This window comes from Edaphobacter flagellatus (genome assembly GCF_025264665.1).
Taxonomy (GTDB): domain Bacteria; phylum Acidobacteriota; class Terriglobia; order Terriglobales; family Acidobacteriaceae; genus Edaphobacter; species Edaphobacter flagellatus.
On record NZ_CP073697.1, the window covers coordinates 2,089,163 to 2,106,201 of the forward strand.

General features: G+C 56.2%; 13 protein-coding genes and 2 tRNA genes. 4 read left to right on the forward strand and 11 right to left on the reverse strand.

Going from position 1 to position 17,039, the window contains the following annotated elements:
* The first annotated feature begins 54 nt into the window (after positions 1-54).
* Positions 55-369, forward strand: a complete 315-nt coding sequence (locus tag KFE13_RS08650; protein ID WP_260706765.1) for a hypothetical protein — start codon at positions 55-57, stop codon at positions 367-369.
* Between the two features lie 73 nt (positions 370-442).
* Here KFE13_RS08650 and KFE13_RS08655 read toward each other — a convergent pair whose 3' ends face one another.
* Complete coding sequence (locus KFE13_RS08655; RefSeq protein WP_260706766.1) at positions 443-3,721, reverse strand: hypothetical protein; 3,279 nt, start codon at positions 3,719-3,721, stop codon at positions 443-445.
* A 131-nt stretch (positions 3,722-3,852) separates the two neighbouring features.
* Here KFE13_RS08655 and KFE13_RS08660 point away from each other — a divergent pair, with 131 nt between their 5' ends.
* A complete protein-coding gene (locus KFE13_RS08660; RefSeq protein WP_260706767.1) occupies positions 3,853-7,830 on the forward strand; it encodes a beta strand repeat-containing protein in 3,978 nt (1,325 codons plus the stop codon).
* A gap of 534 nt (positions 7,831-8,364) precedes the next feature.
* Here the strand turns inward: KFE13_RS08660 and KFE13_RS08665 are convergent.
* Positions 8,365-8,454: transfer RNA gene (locus KFE13_RS08665), tRNA-Ser, on the reverse strand.
* Between the two features lie 184 nt (positions 8,455-8,638).
* On the opposite strand from KFE13_RS08665, the gene KFE13_RS08670 reads away from it, so the two are divergent.
* Entirely contained in the window at positions 8,639-9,940 is a 1,302-nt protein-coding gene (locus KFE13_RS08670; RefSeq protein WP_260706768.1) for an ABC transporter permease, read from the forward strand.
* Between the two features lie 414 nt (positions 9,941-10,354).
* Here KFE13_RS08670 and KFE13_RS08675 read toward each other — a convergent pair whose 3' ends face one another.
* Entirely contained in the window at positions 10,355-11,020 is a 666-nt protein-coding gene (locus tag KFE13_RS08675; protein WP_260706769.1) for a helix-turn-helix transcriptional regulator, read from the reverse strand.
* Positions 11,021-11,067: 47 nt separating this feature from the next.
* On the opposite strand from KFE13_RS08675, the gene KFE13_RS08680 reads away from it, so the two are divergent.
* Positions 11,068-11,226, forward strand: a complete 159-nt coding sequence (locus tag KFE13_RS08680; protein WP_260706770.1) for a hypothetical protein — start codon at positions 11,068-11,070, stop codon at positions 11,224-11,226.
* Positions 11,227-11,466: 240 nt separating this feature from the next.
* On the opposite strand, the gene rplI is transcribed toward KFE13_RS08680, so the two are convergent.
* The 8 genes from rplI to ispE form a co-directional block, all read right to left on the reverse strand.
* On the reverse strand, positions 11,467-11,952 hold the full coding sequence (gene rplI, locus KFE13_RS08685; RefSeq protein WP_260706771.1) for a 50S ribosomal protein L9: 486 nt from the start codon (positions 11,950-11,952) through the stop codon (positions 11,467-11,469).
* 45 nt (positions 11,953-11,997) lie between these two features.
* Positions 11,998-12,345, reverse strand: coding sequence for a 30S ribosomal protein S18 (rpsR, locus tag KFE13_RS08690; protein WP_260706772.1), 348 nt, complete (start codon positions 12,343-12,345; stop codon positions 11,998-12,000).
* A gap of 168 nt (positions 12,346-12,513) precedes the next feature.
* Positions 12,514-12,927 carry a 30S ribosomal protein S6 gene (rpsF, locus tag KFE13_RS08695; RefSeq protein ID WP_260706773.1) on the reverse strand — a complete coding sequence of 138 codons (414 nt, stop codon included), beginning with the start codon at positions 12,925-12,927 and terminating at the stop codon, positions 12,514-12,516.
* 93 nt (positions 12,928-13,020) lie between these two features.
* Positions 13,021-13,635, reverse strand: a complete 615-nt coding sequence (gene pth / locus KFE13_RS08700; protein ID WP_260706774.1) for an aminoacyl-tRNA hydrolase — start codon at positions 13,633-13,635, stop codon at positions 13,021-13,023.
* 65 nt (positions 13,636-13,700) lie between these two features.
* Positions 13,701-14,378: a 50S ribosomal protein L25 gene (locus tag KFE13_RS08705; RefSeq protein WP_260706775.1), complete on the reverse strand. Its 678-nt coding sequence runs from the start codon at positions 14,376-14,378 to the stop codon at positions 13,701-13,703.
* A gap of 88 nt (positions 14,379-14,466) precedes the next feature.
* Entirely contained in the window at positions 14,467-15,579 is a 1,113-nt protein-coding gene (locus KFE13_RS08710; RefSeq protein ID WP_449240096.1) for a ribose-phosphate diphosphokinase, read from the reverse strand.
* A 290-nt stretch (positions 15,580-15,869) separates the two neighbouring features.
* Positions 15,870-15,943, reverse strand: a tRNA-Gln gene (locus tag KFE13_RS08715).
* Between the two features lie 37 nt (positions 15,944-15,980).
* Positions 15,981-17,003, reverse strand: coding sequence for a 4-(cytidine 5'-diphospho)-2-C-methyl-D-erythritol kinase (gene ispE / locus KFE13_RS08720; protein WP_260706776.1), 1,023 nt, complete (start codon positions 17,001-17,003; stop codon positions 15,981-15,983).
* Between the last annotated feature and the right edge of the window lie 36 nt (positions 17,004-17,039).

The following is a 17,039-nucleotide window of genomic DNA, read 5'->3' on the forward strand; positions in this document are numbered from 1 at the left end:
GATCCACGCAATTCACCAATGGCTGGAAACGTAGCCGAGGAGGCACGATTTTTTATGCACTCGGATACCGATCCGGACTTACAAGGCGAATCGATAAGGCGAGATGGCGGTGGATGCAGTCTCAATCGAACTGCTCTCTGCGATCAATTCCCTGTTATCAAGGAAAAATACAAGGAATTTCTCGATTCTGGTTTCGTTGCCCAATGGGAAATGGTTCTATCACTCTTATTTCAGGATATTTATTGCACTCTAGTCAATCCGGCCTTTGCAGAACAGGGAATTAAAATCATGTATCAGGGAATTGCATTCCCTGAATTTGGGCTAGTCGCTGCTAGGCGATCTTTAGCGGTTTTTCTGGACCCTTCCTGATTCTAGAGTGACTGGACCAGCCGAGGCCCTCGAACTTGCTTAAAGAGAGCCCTTCCTCTGGATGGTAGCCATTTCAACGAACGATGGAACCGTCGAACAGGGGCTGGGTTCGATGCCGTGGCAGTGTCGCGGGTATCGGTGTTCTTCGCGGCTGCGCGGGCGATTCCTGGATCTGCGGATTCGGCCCTGATATCGACCTTAAGAAAGGAATGGGGTCGGGCTCAGGTATGGATCCAAGATCGATGATTGCAATTCCGGCGCCGCCATCCACTATGGCGATCTGCACACTGTCTTTCGGGTCGCTAACGAGCGCGCGATAGCTGGAAGAGACCTTGATTGGAAGCGATACACGCGACCGAAAAGCGCCGGTTCTTCCGTCAAAGACGTCAATTGACTTCAGGTTAGGTTGGAATAATAGACCGCCGTCGGGTGACATTGTTGCGCCGTAGACAGGCGTCGCGTCGAAGGCTTCTCGCCAGTTCATCGCCTCGATTCCCAAAACATTCAGACTGCTATCCATCATGAGACCGTCGGCAAAGAGGCTGGTTTGGTTGGCAGCCAGCACAATCTCGAATCCGCCTTGTCCTATAAAGCCCTGCCCTTGAGTATTTGTCCCGAAGGGGTAGGTGACGGCTCCAGTCGCGGTGTCAAAGGCGGCGACCGTGCCATAGTTATTGAGATAGATTCTTGTGCCGTCCGCGCTCATGGGGAGACGACCATACTGATATGCTCCCTGCGATGAGAAAGTATAAACAAACCCTCCAAAGGGGGAAACCTTTCCCGTAGTCGTATCCAACGAGAGCAGAAAGGGTGCTCCAGTTCCATTCCTGTCATAAGCCGTGTAGTAAACGGTTCCAGAGTTAGTGATCGCAACCCCTGAGGGTGTGGTTGTAACGGGATCGCCGTATGTCTGTATGACGACGGAGTAGCTCTTGATTGAGGCTGGGTTATCAGGGTCGATAATGTAGATCGCCAAAGCCCCAGCGTCCGAAACCACCATCTTGGAACCATCGAGAGAAAGAGCTATGCCGAGCAGGCGCTGTGAGCTGTAGGCCTTCGGAGGCGGTGGAATCACGATGGGATTCAGCCAGGCGCCCTGAGAACGTGAGAAGACGCGAACCTGGTTGGTGTCAGTAAAGTAGTACACATCGCGTCGTGGATCGTAGATACCATCCACCAGCTTGGCGTCGCTTACGGGAAAACTCTTTGTAGCGGGCACGTAGCTAATCGCCTGTTTGACGCTGGTCGAGCCCGCGGAATTGGTGATCGTGATGTCCGAAGCCGTCCCTGCCGTACCGGGCGGGACGGTGAACTGTACGCCAACCAAAGGGAAAGGCGAGGACAGGAAGTTGTTTTGGTATGCGGAGGGTATGAAACCTGTGACTTGAGCCGTGCCGCTTCCAGCCACTACCTGCAGATCCGAAGGCGGAGCCACGACTGGTTGATTACTGGGATTTCCGGCGGCGCCGAATCCGTAACCGTAGATCTGTGCGGAGCCACCTCCGTCTGCGGTTGCGTACGCTGTGGGTGCTTCGACGACCCAGGGACCATAAGAGAACGCTTCGGGAAGGAGCTGTTCGCTGCCGTCAGATGTCAACGTTATGACATCCACAGGACCGGGCGTCCCACTGGGCGACGTTGCGGAGATGGTGAGGTTGCCGCTTGAGCTAATCGAAGGGTTGGCGGCTCTGTTGTTACCGAAAAATGCGCCGCTCAATTTTGGAGAGCTCGATAATCCCCGCTGGCTCGGATTCCAGGAGGTTTGGGTTCCTCCATTGGCCGGACCGTAGGCTTTGCTTAGCTGAGACGGGCCAAATGCAGTACCCACCGGACTTGAATTAATTGCTATGAGATCGAGCAGAGCAACTCCTTGATCCATGACACCTGCAATAAGACCGTTATCGCTGATCGCCTGCATCAAAGAGATATTCGGTGAAGCTGAGGAGTAAGTCGTCTGTATGTTGGGCAGCCATCCAATCTGAGTGCCTGTAGACAAATTGTAGGCATAGACAAAGGATCCAAGGTCGCTGATGTACAGGGTCTGATTGTCGGATCCAATGACGGCACTCGGGTAGTTTAAGAGAGATTGTGTTGACTTGATGGGGAAAGAGTTTTTGAGTTTTAGTGTCGCGGCATCGAGAACGTAGACCGTTTTTCCGGTGGAGGCCGCCACGGTGTTGCCGTCTGGACTGACTGCAATGGTTGAGAGCGCGCTGTTCCCGCTATCTGACATCGTCGAAGACCAGACCCATGTGTCCGCAATCGGATCAAAGGAACAGAGGATCGCGCTTCCCTGAGAGGTTTGAACTGGACTGAGCAGGATACGAGTACGGTTATTGGTAAGAACGCCGTGCTCAAATCCTGCGAGGCAGATTGGTTTTTCCGGTTTTTGGCCACCGAAGTTTCCCGGATCGACGAAAGTAACTATTGAGTTATCGGCGGGATTCCATAGGGCAAGGGGGCCATTACCATCTATCCATGAATAGCCGGGAATGAGATTGTAGCGCTCGAGGAGAAGCTTACCGTTTGCCAAGGCATAGACAGCATTCGCGGTGAAGCCAAACGGGCTGATTGTATTTGCGGCGTATCGCCTGATGACCGACAACTGGACCGGATCGATTACATAAAGGTCTCCGAGCATCGTGCCGACATAGAGCACACTCCCGTCCGGAGCTAGATCCATCCCGAATGCTCCAGGAATCGTTAGTGTCGCTATTTGCTTCTGAGCAACAGAGTCGATGACATTCAGATGGTTCGTATAGGGGTCCGACGCGAAGAATCGCCTTGTCGGCGAATGAAAGACGGTCCAGTTCGGAGGTGGGAATGCGGTATATGCTGTCGTGGAATCGGTACGAAGAAACTTCGACCGCGAGCTAGGACCACCACTCGCAGGAGTGTTGACCGTAATGGTTAGTTGGACCTGGTGAGAGAGAGAGACGCTGACGCCCTGTATTGTGGCGATGCTGTTGCTGACACTCGCTGCTGACGCAGCCGCAGTAAGCGTGACTACCTGTGTGGCCGAAGAGATGGCGAAGGAAGACGGTGAGGCGGTAACTCCTGCAGGAAGCGACGTCACGGAGACGTTAACATTCGAGGCAAAACCGTTTTGCGCCTGGATAGAGACTGTAACAGTCTGACTGCCGCCGGGGCTTAACGTTACGCTGGTGGGCTGCACGGAGAGAGAGTAATCGCCGGTGTTTGAACTACCACCACCAGCATTGCCTGAACTGTTTCCACTGCCGCTCCCGCACCCAGCCAATATCATTCCGAATAGGACGAGGTAAGTGGAGCAAATAATCCAGGCAATCGAGACAGCAGCTTTGTGAGAAACAACTCCCTTACGAAAGTTCATGCAGAAAACAGACCTCTTAACCAAGGCGCTGAGGGACAGTATGTCACAGCAGATTCCAATTGCTATCAAGTTTCTCTCATGGTATTTTCCAATTTGTTCTTTAGGGCAAAAAATCTGGATTTTCTAAAATAATGCGCCGCTTGTTTTGCCTCCTACTTCTAGCTCTTCCGGCGCTGTCGTGGCCACAGACCCGTAAGTTTCAGAACCCCACTCTTCTACCAACTGCCAATGATCCGGGCGCTCTTGCGGTCGGAGACTGGAATGGTGATAACAAGCAAGACTTAATCTATATCGATGGTAGCGTCGTGGGTGCGCTGCACGTCTTGCTGGGCAACGGAGATGGCACATTTACGCCTGGCCAAACGATCGCTTTGCCAGCCGATGCCTGCCGTTATTACACCGGGCGAAGCTGCTATCTCAGCTCTGCCGACATCAATGGAGACGGCAAGGCAGACCTCATCTTTGCTGGTGTGGGTAACTCGCTGCCGACAACGTATGCGATCTTTATGCTTCCTGGCAACGGCGACGGAACGTTTGGCGCACCGATTGTGTCGAATATTTCATCTTTGGCAAACTCTGCTTTCGTCACGTTCAAGCCCGGGATAGCAGATTTTAATGGCGATCGTAAAATTGATCTTGTCGTTGCTGATCCGTTGAATGGCGGCCTTTACTTTCTAGCGGGCGACGGAGCAGGCCACTTTTCCTACAGTTCGAGGTTTAACAACACGAAATATAATACCGGTCGGCCTTCGCTTGTCTACGCAGGGGACTACAACGTCGACGGTAAGCTCGATGTTCTCGTCCTTTCGTCAGGCGGTACTACGTCTGCAGTTGTTTACTTCGGTGATGGAAGCGGCGGCTTCGTCGAGGGTCCCGGTTACTCGGCCGGCCTCAGCAGCACAAACTATGCCTCATTTACGTTATATAAGGACGTGAACGGCGATGGCATTGCCGATCTTGTCGGCACCGAGGCTCAGAGCAACGTCTGGATCTTGCCGGGCAGGTCTGACGGCAGCTTCGGGTCCGCTCTTCAACTCCCCACCCAGCTTGAAGCGAAAGACTCCATTTTGTCGGCAGCCGACATTAATGGGGATGGACTGATTGATTACGTTGCTCTCACGTCCGCAGGACTTCGGATACTGCCGGGCGCGGCAGGGACTACGTTAGGCGCAGCGCAGGTAGTAACTGCCGGCGCCGCGAACGTCTTTGGCACTGTTACGGCAGATTTCAACGGGGACGGCATTCAGGACATCGCCAGCGCAACTGAGGGCGGGATCGTCCTGCTCTTCGGAAGGACTACAGGGAGCCTTGGCAGCACGACGCTCATCGACACGGGCAAGACTGCACTCAACGCAATCGTTGGCGACTTCAATGGCGATGGAACAGACGATGCACTCATCCTTCAGAGTGATGGCCTTCAGACCTTCTTCGGCTCCGCATCCGGAGGGCTTTCCGCTGGACCTTCGACGCCCGGCGTAAGCATGACGTATATCGGCAATGCGGTAGGCGACTTCGACGGCGATGGAAAGCTCGATGCCGTCTCTGGCAATGGGGGTATCCAGATTTTCTATGGCAGTGGCGATGGAAAATTTTCACCAGGTGCAGTAACCGCTGGGGTGACTTCAGGGATAGTTAGCGATCTTAACGGAGATGGACAGAGTGACTTCGTTGGGATGACGGGGCCGACCATAGATATAGCGAGCAACTATATCTACACTCTGACGTCATTGATGGGGTCAACAAGCCGCACGCCGACAAAGGTGACCACAATCCTCCCACCTGTGAGATGGGGAAACCTTTCGCCGCTTCTAGCCGCAGTTGGCGACCTTAATCATGACGGCCACCCGGATGCCGCTCTGTACGAGCAGAACCAGCAAGTCCTAGAGGTATGGGTTGGCAACGGTGACGGGACTTTTCGCGCAGCGGGCACGGTAGATACCGCAGCAATGCAAGTCAAGCTGGGTGCGACGACAGCATCCAATGGTTTCGCAGGAATTGGCGATCTCGACGGCGATGGCAATGCAGACGTGGTTGCGCTTGGCTATCAAGCCAACGCGTTCACCTCGATATCTTCATGGTGCATTGTCGTGTTTTATGGTGATGGCAGCGGCAGCGTCAGTTCAACCCAGATTCTTCCCATTACTCACCCTTACAACTCGCTCTATCTGTTGGATGTCAATCATGACGGTAAGGTCGATGTTGTTATGACCGATGGTGTTTTAATCTCTGCAATGATCAACGGCGGCAATAAGGTCTTCGGCGGTGAACGGCACTACGTGGCTGGCGCGTCCTTTAAGACACTCAGCCCCGGTGATTTCAACGGCGATCATTATCCCGATCTGCTCGCCGTAAACTCGTCTTCTCTGGGACCGTTTGGATCCAATATTCTCACCCTCCTGTTGAATCAGCCAGACCAGCGGCGTGCGATTTCAGGAGCGATCGTTGCAAGTCCTGGCACGGTGGCTTACAACGCAAACTTCACCCTGACGGCTTCGCTGTCGCCCACATCCTCTGGCGATCCCGCTCCCAGCGGTACGGTTCAGTTCAGCGTTGACGGAGTGCAGGTTGGAGCAGCTTCCGTCCAAAACGGCAGCGCCACGATTAGCGTCCCTGGTCAGACGACACAATCTATTTTCTATGGGCTTCACACTGTTGCGGGAGTATACTCCGGCGACGGATACTATCCCGCCGCCTGGATAAGTGGCGCGCTTACAGTTCTCAAGCCGGACTATCCCACTTCGACGGCTCTGACCGCGTCCCCAACAACAACCCTGGCCAGCGACTACGTTACGATGAATGCCGCCGTTACTGGACCAGCGGTAGTCGCGAATGGTGTCGTTACGTTTTACGACGGGACCTCGGTGCTTGGGCAGAGCAAAGTGTCAGTGACCGGATCGGCCACGCTGCAGACAAATCTGCTCAGTGTCGGATCCCACACGCTGAAAGCCGTCTATCAAGGCTTTTTCCCGGTAATCAGTCAGGTTGGAAACGCTATCTTCGAGCCCAGCACATCCTCAGCGGTAGCAATTACGATCACGGCGATTCCTACGGCAATCACGGTATCCACCTCAAACTCGACATCTGTCGCAGGTACGGTGGTTGCCGTTCGGGCAGTGGTGACATCTTCTGCATCCACTCCTAATGGAAGCGTCACCTTTTTCGATGGCTCCAAATCACTCGGAACTATTTCGCTGAACAACACAGGTACGGCTCTCTTCAACACCTCGTCACTGGTCACGGGGTTACACACTCTCACCGCGGTCTATAACGCGAACGGCATCTTTGCGTCCAGTCGTGCGACGACAACATCCGTCAATGTGACGGCAGCGGCGGCAACTCTTCATAGCTCGTACGTTTTGTTTACCGGAGTCGCAACTGACCGGAGTAACTCAGCAACCATCATGACTGCAATGGTCGGTTCTCTGAGTGGAAACCCCTCTGGAGCAGTAACTCTTATTGAAGATGGCGAGATCATCGGCACTGGGCGTATCGCCTCATCGGGCCTTGTAACGTTCCATGTAGACCACATTGATTCCGCCGCGCACGCCTTTTACGCCAGCTACGCAGGCACAGATCAATATGCGCCCAGCAGTTCCCGTGTGGCCCTCTCGACCACCTATCCTGGAGGTCCGGATTTTTCGCTGCAATGGGCTTCCTCAAGCCCGATTCTCGCTCTATACGGCCGCTCCGGCGACCCTTCGCCAACGAATGTGATCCAGTTGCAGTTGAATGCGGACAACGGATGGAGTGGGGCGGTTAGTCTGTCCTGCCCTGATAGCGCTTTCGAGGGATATTCGTGCGACTTCTCTCCCGCCACAATGGCCGGGGCTGGGTCATCCTCACTTACGATTCGACCGATGACGACGGTGAACTACTTGCATTCATCTTCAGTAACCATGTTCGCTCTTGTATTCGCCCTGCCCTGCGTCTGTTACAGGAAGAGACGAATGGTGGTACTGGCCTGTATTTCGCTGTTTACTCTCCTCGGCTGCGGATTAGGTAAGACCCCAACAGACACCGGCACCCGCGTGATCACTGTTCAAGCTGCATCGGGGAACATAGTTCACTCTATTCAAGTACTGGCAAAAGCGAATTCAGCGGGACAGTAAGAACTCGCACATCGCGAGCACTCCAATGCTTGTTTTACAACGCAACAATGGGCGCTCGGAAAGTCTTGCACTTTGCCCCCTATCCAGCCTTTAAGCAATTTAGAAGATCCCATACAAGGGAATTTCGTTCCCTGATACGTAACTAAGAAATGCTTTTCCGATCCCCGCGTGGGATTCATATCGGCAAACACATGATGATGACTATTAGGGATTGGATTCCCGGTGGTAAACATGATGATCAGGTCGATTCAACAACTCAGGCTATTGAACACAGGGGGCGTCCGGTCTCTATCTATGACAGGGTTGTGAGTGCTGATCAATCACATTTATATGCCTGATACGCTGAGGTGACCGTGGACAGGGGGTAGATTTCATACCCCCAGCGGGCCTGTACCCCTAATCTACCCCCACCAAAGCCCGGCTTTCACTGTACGTCAAAGGACTTCACTGGACAAAGAAAATAATAAAACCCGCGTGTTTAGCGGGCTTTGGTTATCCTTACTGGACTCTACTGGATTGTATTGGAAAGATTGATGGCGGAGGGAGAGGGATTCGAACCCCCGTTGGACTTTCGCCCAAAGCGGTTTTCAAGACCGCCTGTTTCAACCGCTCACACATCCCTCCGCGGGGATCATTCCCAGGTATCCGGCTCTGTGCAACGACTTGGCGTCCTTGCGACGGGCCGGACCTGATCCCGTATTGCGGTTCGTTTACGGGTTCTTATTAAGTATAACCGTAGCCGAACGTGGTGCATCGCTGCGATACTGGAAGCGTCTAATTGTTGTCCTGTTTTATCAGGACCTGACTCATGGCCACCGCGAATCTGCCAAAACCCGCTGCGCTTCCACGGTCTTCGAGACGGACCTCGTTTGAGAAGACGCTGGCCAGCGCGCGCTCGACCATGATGTTCAGTGAAGTGGTAAAGCTGGCCATCGACAGCTTCAAGGCCAGCAAGGTGCGCTTTCTGCTTACCATGCTGGGCATGATCATCGGTTCGGCATCGATCATCCTGGTTGTTACGCTTGGACTTACCGGCAAGCAGTATGCGCTGAACCTGATCTCGTCGATCGGTCCGAACATGATCGAGATGCAGTACAACGGCGGCGACCGCGTGGGACCGGACAATACATCGACGCCGGATTTTATGACCCGCGAGGACATGCAGGCTGTCGTAGAACAGGTGCCTGGCATTATTGCGGCTTCGCCGATGCTTGAGTTCCATGACCGAGTCTCGATGGGCGGAGGCATTGTGAAGGACACGATGCTGCTTGGCGTTTCGCCTCAGTACAAAGAAGTGCGCAACCTGATGATCCTTTCCGGGCGCTTCTTTGACGATCAGGATGCGGTCTCGCACACCAAGGTTGCGGTGATCGTGGAGCCGTTTGCGAAGGCGTTGTTTGGCAGTGCACGCGCAGCGATCGATCACAGCATTACGATCAGCGGGATTCCGTTTGTGATTATCGGCGTCTTCAAGGAGAGCGTCGAGACATTCGGGCAGTCGGAGATCAGCGATCAGACGATTCTGATTCCGTATGAGGTTGCGCGCTACTTTACAGGAACGAATTCGGTGAAGCAGCTTTTCTTCACCATGAAGGATTCTTCTCTGGTGATTCCGGCATCGTCCGAGATTCTGGAGATTATCAAGAGCCGTCATCGTCCAACCTCGGTTTATACGGCCTTCAACCTGACGCAGGTGCTGAGCGTGATGGAGCAGATCGCGAATATGCTGACGATTGTGCTGACGCTGGCTGCGGCGATCACACTTGTCGTTTCCGGCGTGGGCATCATGAACTCCATGCTGGCGAATGTGCAATCGCGCATTAAAGAAATCGGCATTCGCAAGGCTCTGGGCGCGACGAGCCACGAGATCCGGCTTCAGTTCCTGACAGAAGCTGTCTTTCTTTCGCTATCGGGCGGGCTGATTGGCACGGTACTCGGACTGGCGATTCCGCTGTCGGTCAGCTTCCTGACGCCGTTCAAGATTCCTGTTTCGGCCTGGTCGGCAGTGATTGCACTGGCAACCTCGATGCTGGTGGGTGTGCTGTTTGGGACGCTGCCGGCGAACCGGGCGGCGCGCCTGGATCCGGTTCAGACGCTGAAGTACGAGTAGCCCCCACCCCCCCGGGGTATTCCACAATGTATTTGTTTTCAAATATTTGGCCGATTTGCACAGGGCAAAATATTCGAAACAGGGAAGTTAACCCTAAAAATATTGATTCTGAATGAGTTAGCCCCAGCACAATGCTGGGGCTTTCTTGTTTTGCCTCTACTGATTTAAGTGTAGCGAAGTGAGGGAAACTAATCGGCAGATTTCTTTGGGTTTATTTGCTTTGGAATGAGGGAGTTGTAATTTCAAGGGGCTTGACAGGCATTTTCGCTGATGTTGGCGGTGGATCGTTGGGCCCAACGGGGCTTCGCTGCCAGCCTTCGACAGAGCAGTGGCTTTGTGGGAGGGCCAAGCCTGAAGGCATGGCTTATCTGGAGGTGATTGTCCTCACACCTTTTACCTGGAATGGCGTCTTGTTTACTTTGCCTTTTTGGCCGGGGCGTGTCTTTTGGGGCGGATGGTGTAGGCGCAGCGCCGGGCTCCTTGAAGCATGTGTTCGGAGCGCTCGACCTGTACGGTGTGGCCGAAGAGGTGGCGGAAGGTGTTGAGCTCGGCACTGCAGAATCCCTGGCAGGCGGTTGCGGCGGCCGTAATGGGGCAGTGGTTTTCAAACAGGAGGAAGGTGTTGTCGGATTGTTTGTGCCAGCCCGCCATGTAGCCCTCGCGGGCACGGGCCTCGGCGAGACGGCGAACCTTCTCTTCGAGGGTTTTGGCTGAGCGAAGCTCTTCGGAATAGACGTGCTCGATATCGCCTGCGTGTGCGTGAAGAACCTGCTCCAGCGCAACCTCCCCGAACTGATTGCGGATATTGCGGATGAGCTGGGTGGCGACGAAGGCGTGGCGATCGGGGAAGGTCGCCTCGCCAGCGGGGGTGAGCTTCCAGACCTGGCAGGGCCGGCCGACGCCTGCCCGCTCTGAACCGGAGTCGACGAGCCCTTCGGCGGCGAGGCGGATGACCTGCTGCCGGACGGCCTCGGCGGTGATCTGCAGAGAGGCGGCAAGCGCAGCGCAGGTCTGCGGGCCATGGGCCTTCAGCAGGAAGAGAAGGCGCTCGGAGGCCGAACGCGGAGATGAATTTTCCAAGCCGTCGCTTGACTTATTCCCCATACCAGAATTATACAAGTAATATCTTGGAATATCGCGACGACAAAGAGATGGCCGTGCTGATCGCTCGTAACAGCGAGCTGCAGCGGCTTGTCGGCGAGCTGCTTCTAAAGAACGAGCTTCTGCGGCAGCAGCTCAAAGGGCGAAGCGGTGAGATGGCAAGCGATCCGCATCGTGAGCAGTAGCGGGCCGGATTCTGCGCTGGCGAGTGAGGCTGAGCAGGCAAAATGCGGGGATTCCTCGACTGCGTGCTTCGCACTTCGCTCGGAATGACACCTATAAAATCGGATAGCACTTCTAAAAAATGCTTGCTTGAAAATGCTCGCTTTAGGAAGAGCAGATGAAGCAAACAAAAAAGACGCACCCGGCGGCCCATGATGGGCAGCGCGGGTGCGTTGTTTTTTAGTGGGTTGAGTGTGTCCGGATTACTCGGCTGCGACTGCAGCAGGTGCGGCGGTCTCTTCGACCTGATCGCCCTTGACGGTCACCTTGACGTGAGCGGTGACCTCGCGGTGCAGCTTGACGGGAACGTGGTACTCGCCGAGCGACTTGAGCGGATCGTCGAGCGCGATCTTGCGGCGATCGACGGTGTAGCCCTTCGCTTCGAGCTCGTGCGCGATATCGGCCGAGGTGACGGAGCCGAAGAGGTGGTCGTGCTCGCCGACCTTGCGCTCGAAGACGAGCTCAACGGCGGAAAGCTGGGTGGCGAGCGCCTCGGCGTCGACCTTCTCCTTGGCGGACTTGCGAACGGCGGAGGCCTTCATCTGCTCGATGACAGCCTTGTTGGCTGCGGTGGCTTCGATAGCGAGCTTTTCCGGCAGCAGGTAGTTGCGCCCGTAGCCGTCAGCGACTTTGACCACATCGCCGCGGTGACCGAGCTTGAGTACATCTTCCTTCAGGATGACTTCCATGGAACTTTCTCCAATCTGTTAGCACGCCCGAGCGCGCCTTGAAATTTAGTAGCGCGTTGCGAAGGCGAGCAGAGCGATGTTGCGCGACTGCTTGATCGCGAGCGAAAGGCGGCGCTGGTGGCGCGTGCAGACACCGGTGAGGCGGCGCGGAACGATCTTGCCACGCTCGGCGACAAAACCCTGCAGCAGGCGAACGTCGCGGTAGGAGATGGCGTCGATCTTTTCGGTGCAGAACTTGCAGACCTTCTTGCGGCGGAAGAACTTGCGTCCGCCAGGACCGCCGGGGCCACCTGCGCCGGGAGCGCCGGCAGGACGCGGGGTGCGAGGGCCGCTGGAAGCGGGGCGAGCAGAAGCCTGCTCGGTGGATGGTGTGCTGGTGGTTTCGTCAGCCATGATTGAAATTTCCTCTCTCCATTCGTTGGTGCCGTCACCCGCTCCAGACACGCTTTGGAGTCTCTGGACATGGTCGCCTTGCGGCGAACACGGAAGCGGATTCAGGCGATGAGTACTGCATCGTGCAGAGCCCTCGATGAGGACGCCGCAGAATCTTTACGCGATCGCTTAGACGGTTGCGGCGGCTTCGGCCGGAGCAGCCTCGGTGGCGGCGGCGCTCTCAACAGAAGGCAGCGCGCTGCGCTTGACCTTGGTATCGCGGATGGCCTTGACCTTGGCGAGGCGCTTCTCTTCTTCGTCGATGCGAACGGTGATGAACTTAATCACCTGCTCGGAGACGCGGAGACGGCGCTCGATCTCACCGACGAGCGACGAAGGCGCGTTGATGGTCATCAGGATGTAGAGACCATCGTTGAACTTGCGAACGGTATAAGCAAGGCGGCGGCGGCCCATCTTCTCGGTGGAGATCACTTCACCACCACCGTCGGTGACGTTCTTCTCAAAGCCCTCGATCAGCTTGTCGAGATCGGCCTCTTCAACGTCGGGACGGACGATATACATTACTTCATACTTGCGGCTCATGCGTTTCACTTCTTTCTGCGAAGTTCTGCTTCGCACCGCCCGGCGTATCTTCTAACGGGTCGGTATGGAATCTACTGCGTTTCCTTCTACTGCCTACTTCCCTCCGCTGGAACCTTCCGGCTCCCTGCGGTTGAACTCGTTCATCGCGGCGCTGACACCTTTGGTCAGGACCGCTTCGACCGCAAGCTTCACGCGATCGAGCACCTCGTCGAGGACGGCAAGCTCCTGCTTGCGCATGGGCGTCAGCAGAAAATCTCTGCCTCCCGCCTTGATCTCGCGGCCGTCATCGAGCGGCGGTTTGCCGACGCCGATGCGGATGCGAATCCACTCCTCTGTCGCGAGCGCAGCGGAGACGGACTTCACTCCGTTGTGCCCGTTTGCCGAACCGCGCTCCGCGATGCGGAAACGGCCCAGCGGAAATGCCAGCTCGTCGTAGAGAACGATGACGTCGCGCGTCACATCCTCGATGTTGAGCTCTCGAACCAGCGCGGCGACGGAAAGCCCGCTCAGGTTCATGAAGGTCTCCGGCTTGGCGAGCAGGACTTCGTGACCTGCCAGTGTTGTCTTCGCCGTAAGCGCCTTGCCCCGCCGGTTGCTGACGACCACGCCGCAGTCATCGGCGATGCGATCGATTGCCAGAAATCCAGCGTTGTGCGGAGTGAACTGATACTCGATGCCTGGATTTCCAAGTCCGACGATCAGTTTCACTCGAGCATTTCCTTCTCAAAACAAAACAGCGGCAGCTCCGGCGAATGACGGAGCTGCCTGATGCCTTACTTCTTCTTGGCGTCAGCCGCGGGAGCTTCGGCGGTCTCCGCCTTGCCCTTCTTGGCGACTTCGGGCTCAGCCGGAGCAGCCTCAACCTCAGCCGGAGCCTCTTCCTTGATGATGGTGACGTGCGCGACGGTTGCATCCTCTTCGCCCAGGAACTTGATCGAACCGGAGTGAGGAAGATCGGCGATACGAACAACGCCGTGCAGCTCGACGCCGGTGACGTCCACATCGATGTGGCTCGGGATGTCGCCGGGAAGGCACTCGATCTCGACCTCGCGCAGAACGTGCTCCATGATTCCGCCCTGCGACTTCACACCGACGGGAACGCCGATGAGCTGGACGGGAACGGAGACGCGCATGAGCTTGTCCATCGCGATGCGCTTGAGGTCGATGTGGAGGAGCTTGCCCTTGATGGGCTCGTTCTGCCAGTCGACGATCATCGCCTTGGTGGCTTTACCGCCTTCGATGTTGAGGTCGAAGATGGTGTTGTGGCCCGACTCCGAGTGAAGGATCTTGGTGATCACCTTGGGGTCGACCGTGACGGCAACGGCGTCCTGGCCTGCGCCATAAACGACGGCAGGAATCTTGCCGGCGACGCGAACGCGGCGAGCCGCATTCTTGTTGAACTTGCCCTCGCGGGGAGTCGCTACCACTGCTTCTACTGTTGATACTGCCATCTCACTTCATCCTTTCGGGCACGAGGTTGGTTCGGCCTCGCTCCCTTTGCGGCTGTGCCGCTTGATTTGTACTGCAAACTACCCACTGCTAATTGAAGAGAGTGCTGACACTCGTCTCCATGTGGATGCTTTCGATTGCGCGGCCGAGAAGACCGGCGATAGAGAGCACCTTAATCTTGGCCAGCCCCTGCGCCTCTTCGCGCAGCGGGATGGTGTTGGTCACGACGACCTGCTTCAGTCGCGACTCACGTATGCGGTCGATGGCCGGGCCCGAAAGCACCGGATGCGTCGCACACGCGTAAACCTCTTTTGCGCCCTGCTCGAGCAGCGCATCCGCCGTCTTCACCAGCGTTCCCGCGGTGTCGATAATGTCGTCGAGGATCAGGCACGTGCGGCCTTTGACATCGCCGATCACGTTCATCACTTCAGTGACATTGATGTCCGTACGGCGCTTGTCGACAATCGCCAACGGCACATCCAGCTTCTTGGCGAAGAATCTCGCCCTTTCCACACCCCCGGCATCCGGCGAAACCACCGTCAGGTCCGGCAGGTTCATATCCCGGAAGTGGCTGACGAGCACCGGGCTCGCAAACAGGTGATCCACCGGGATATTGAAAAACCCTTGTATCTGCGCTGCGTGCAGATCGACCAGCAGGGCACGGTTTGCACCGGCCGTGGTGAGCAGATCGGCAACCAGCTTCGACGTGATTGCTACGCGGGGCCGGTCCTTGCGATCCTGCCGGGCATAACCGTAATACGGAACCACGACCGTAATACGCCCGGCGGAGGCTCGCTTGAGAGCGTCCATCATGATCAGCAGCTCGACGAGATGCTGATCGACCGGGTAACATGTCGGCTGCACGAGAAAGACATCCGCACCGCGAACGTTCTCGAGCAGCTGAAAGTGAACTTCTCCATCGGAGAACCGCTGCAGGCGCGCTTCGCCCAACGGTACTCCGACGAATTTGCAGATCTCTTCGGCTAACGCACGATTCGAAGATCCGCTGAAAATCTTGAACCTCTTCGGCTCCGGCGTCTTTCCAGAACGCTTTCTCTCTGGACTGGTTTTGCCGGCCTGGCCAGCCGGTTCGGCCGGGTGACCTTGTGAAGAGTTCGTCGATTCAGGCTGGGAGATTTGTTCGAGCTCCTCAACCTGAGTTTGAATAGGGGAAAGAACTGCAGTCGTGTCTTGTTCGTTCACGTTTGAAACCTCCAGAGGCTGGTTGACCTTCGAATAGTTCCTGCTGCGTTTCGTCTTAGGCGAAGCCTTGTTGCGGCCCCGTCACGGTTCAAAAAATCCTTGTTGCGAATCCCTGAAACTACTTTGTAAGACTGTCCTTCTAAAACTGCCTGATTCCCACTTTCCGGCCACATCTTCTTTTCTTTTCCGCGGCCGCGGGAACCCGAAAATCAATTTACTTCTCGCGGCATGGATACTTGCCGCAAAAACCCTAAATCTTCAACTCTCTTCGCTCGGGCGAACGACCTGATTGGTTGGGCGACCAGGATTCGAACCTGGACTGAGTGCGTCAAAGGCACTTGACCTACCGTTAGTCGATCGCCCAGTAAAACGGCTGCGTGCGGTTTCTCCTCGCTGCCGGGTCACCCTGCGAACATTTTCGTCCAGTACAGACTGCGGGGCAAGGTCTTTGTCATCAGGGCCTTGGTCCCACCGCTCTGAACGCGCTGTTGAGCCGCTTGTGCATCCGCCTCGGACCGGTAAAGTCCGAACAGAGCCGAACCTGAGCCGGAGAGCGCAGCATACAGCGCGTGGCCAGATTCTGAGCCGGAGAACCCCACAAGTTCACGCTTGATTTCACGCAAGGAGGGATAAGCAGGAAAGACGACCCGTTCAAAGTCGTTTTCAACCCCGGTGCGGACAAGCGAGAGAAGGATATTCTCCGCCAGATCATCCAAGTGGCTGGCTGAAACAACTTCAGCGTCGTCGCCCCGGATGATACCGGAAGTGCCTGGCTCCGCATATAACGCTGCGTAAGCGAGACTCAACTGATTCAGTCTATCGGGTTTGCCGGACTGCGTCAAACCTTCATTCTCCGCCAGCGTGTCCCAGTCGCGGAAGGCCTGGGGGGTGGAGACACCGACCTCCGGAACGGCTATCACGCAGAAAACAGGAGGCATATCCGGCAATGGAACCACCTGCTCGCCACGCCCGATGCCGAGAACGGAGCCTCCTAATAAGAAGAGGGGGACGTCGGAGCCGACCTCACCGGCGAGGCTGAGCCGCTCGCCGCCAGGAAGGGCGGCGTCCAATTCGCGCTCAAGCCCGATGAGAGCGGCGGCCGCGTTCGCCGAACCGGCGCCCATGCCTCCCTGGACGGGCAAGCGCTTGTCGATGTGGATAGCAACCTCGGCGGGGATGCCAAGACGGCTGAGCGCCTTCTCGACCATCTTCCAGCAGGTGTTGCGGTTGTCGGTAGGGACGCGCTCGTCGTTGGTCGTCAGGATGATCTTTGTCGTCGCGGCGCGCTTTGCCGTGACGGTGACTACATCATGCAGCTCCAGCGTCTGGTAGACGGTCGTCAGCCCGTGAAAGCCGTCGGGCCGGGTTGGACCGATGGCGAGGCCGAGATTGATCTTGGAGTACGAACGAACGTGCGTGGACATGCGTCTTCGATTTTAGCTGCCTGTTCCCGATCAGGC

Coding starts and splice junctions, on each gene's coding strand:
- rpsF (WP_260706773.1), bottom strand. CDS start 12,927: ATGAGCCGCAAGTATGAAGTAATGTATATCGTCCGTCCCGACGTTGAA.
- KFE13_RS08705 (WP_260706775.1), bottom strand. CDS start 14,378: ATGGCAGTATCAACAGTAGAAGCAGTGGTAGCGACTCCCCGCGAGGGC.
- KFE13_RS08660 (WP_260706767.1), top strand. CDS start 3,853: ATGCGCCGCTTGTTTTGCCTCCTACTTCTAGCTCTTCCGGCGCTGTCG.
- KFE13_RS08670 (WP_260706768.1), top strand. CDS start 8,639: ATGGCCACCGCGAATCTGCCAAAACCCGCTGCGCTTCCACGGTCTTCG.
- rpsR (WP_260706772.1), bottom strand. CDS start 12,345: ATGGCTGACGAAACCACCAGCACACCATCCACCGAGCAGGCTTCTGCT.
- KFE13_RS08655 (WP_260706766.1), bottom strand. CDS start 3,721: ATGAACTTTCGTAAGGGAGTTGTTTCTCACAAAGCTGCTGTCTCGATT.
- rplI (WP_260706771.1), bottom strand. CDS start 11,952: ATGGAAGTCATCCTGAAGGAAGATGTACTCAAGCTCGGTCACCGCGGC.
- ispE (WP_260706776.1), bottom strand. CDS start 17,003: ATGTCCACGCACGTTCGTTCGTACTCCAAGATCAATCTCGGCCTCGCC.
- KFE13_RS08650 (WP_260706765.1), top strand. CDS start 55: ATGCACTCGGATACCGATCCGGACTTACAAGGCGAATCGATAAGGCGA.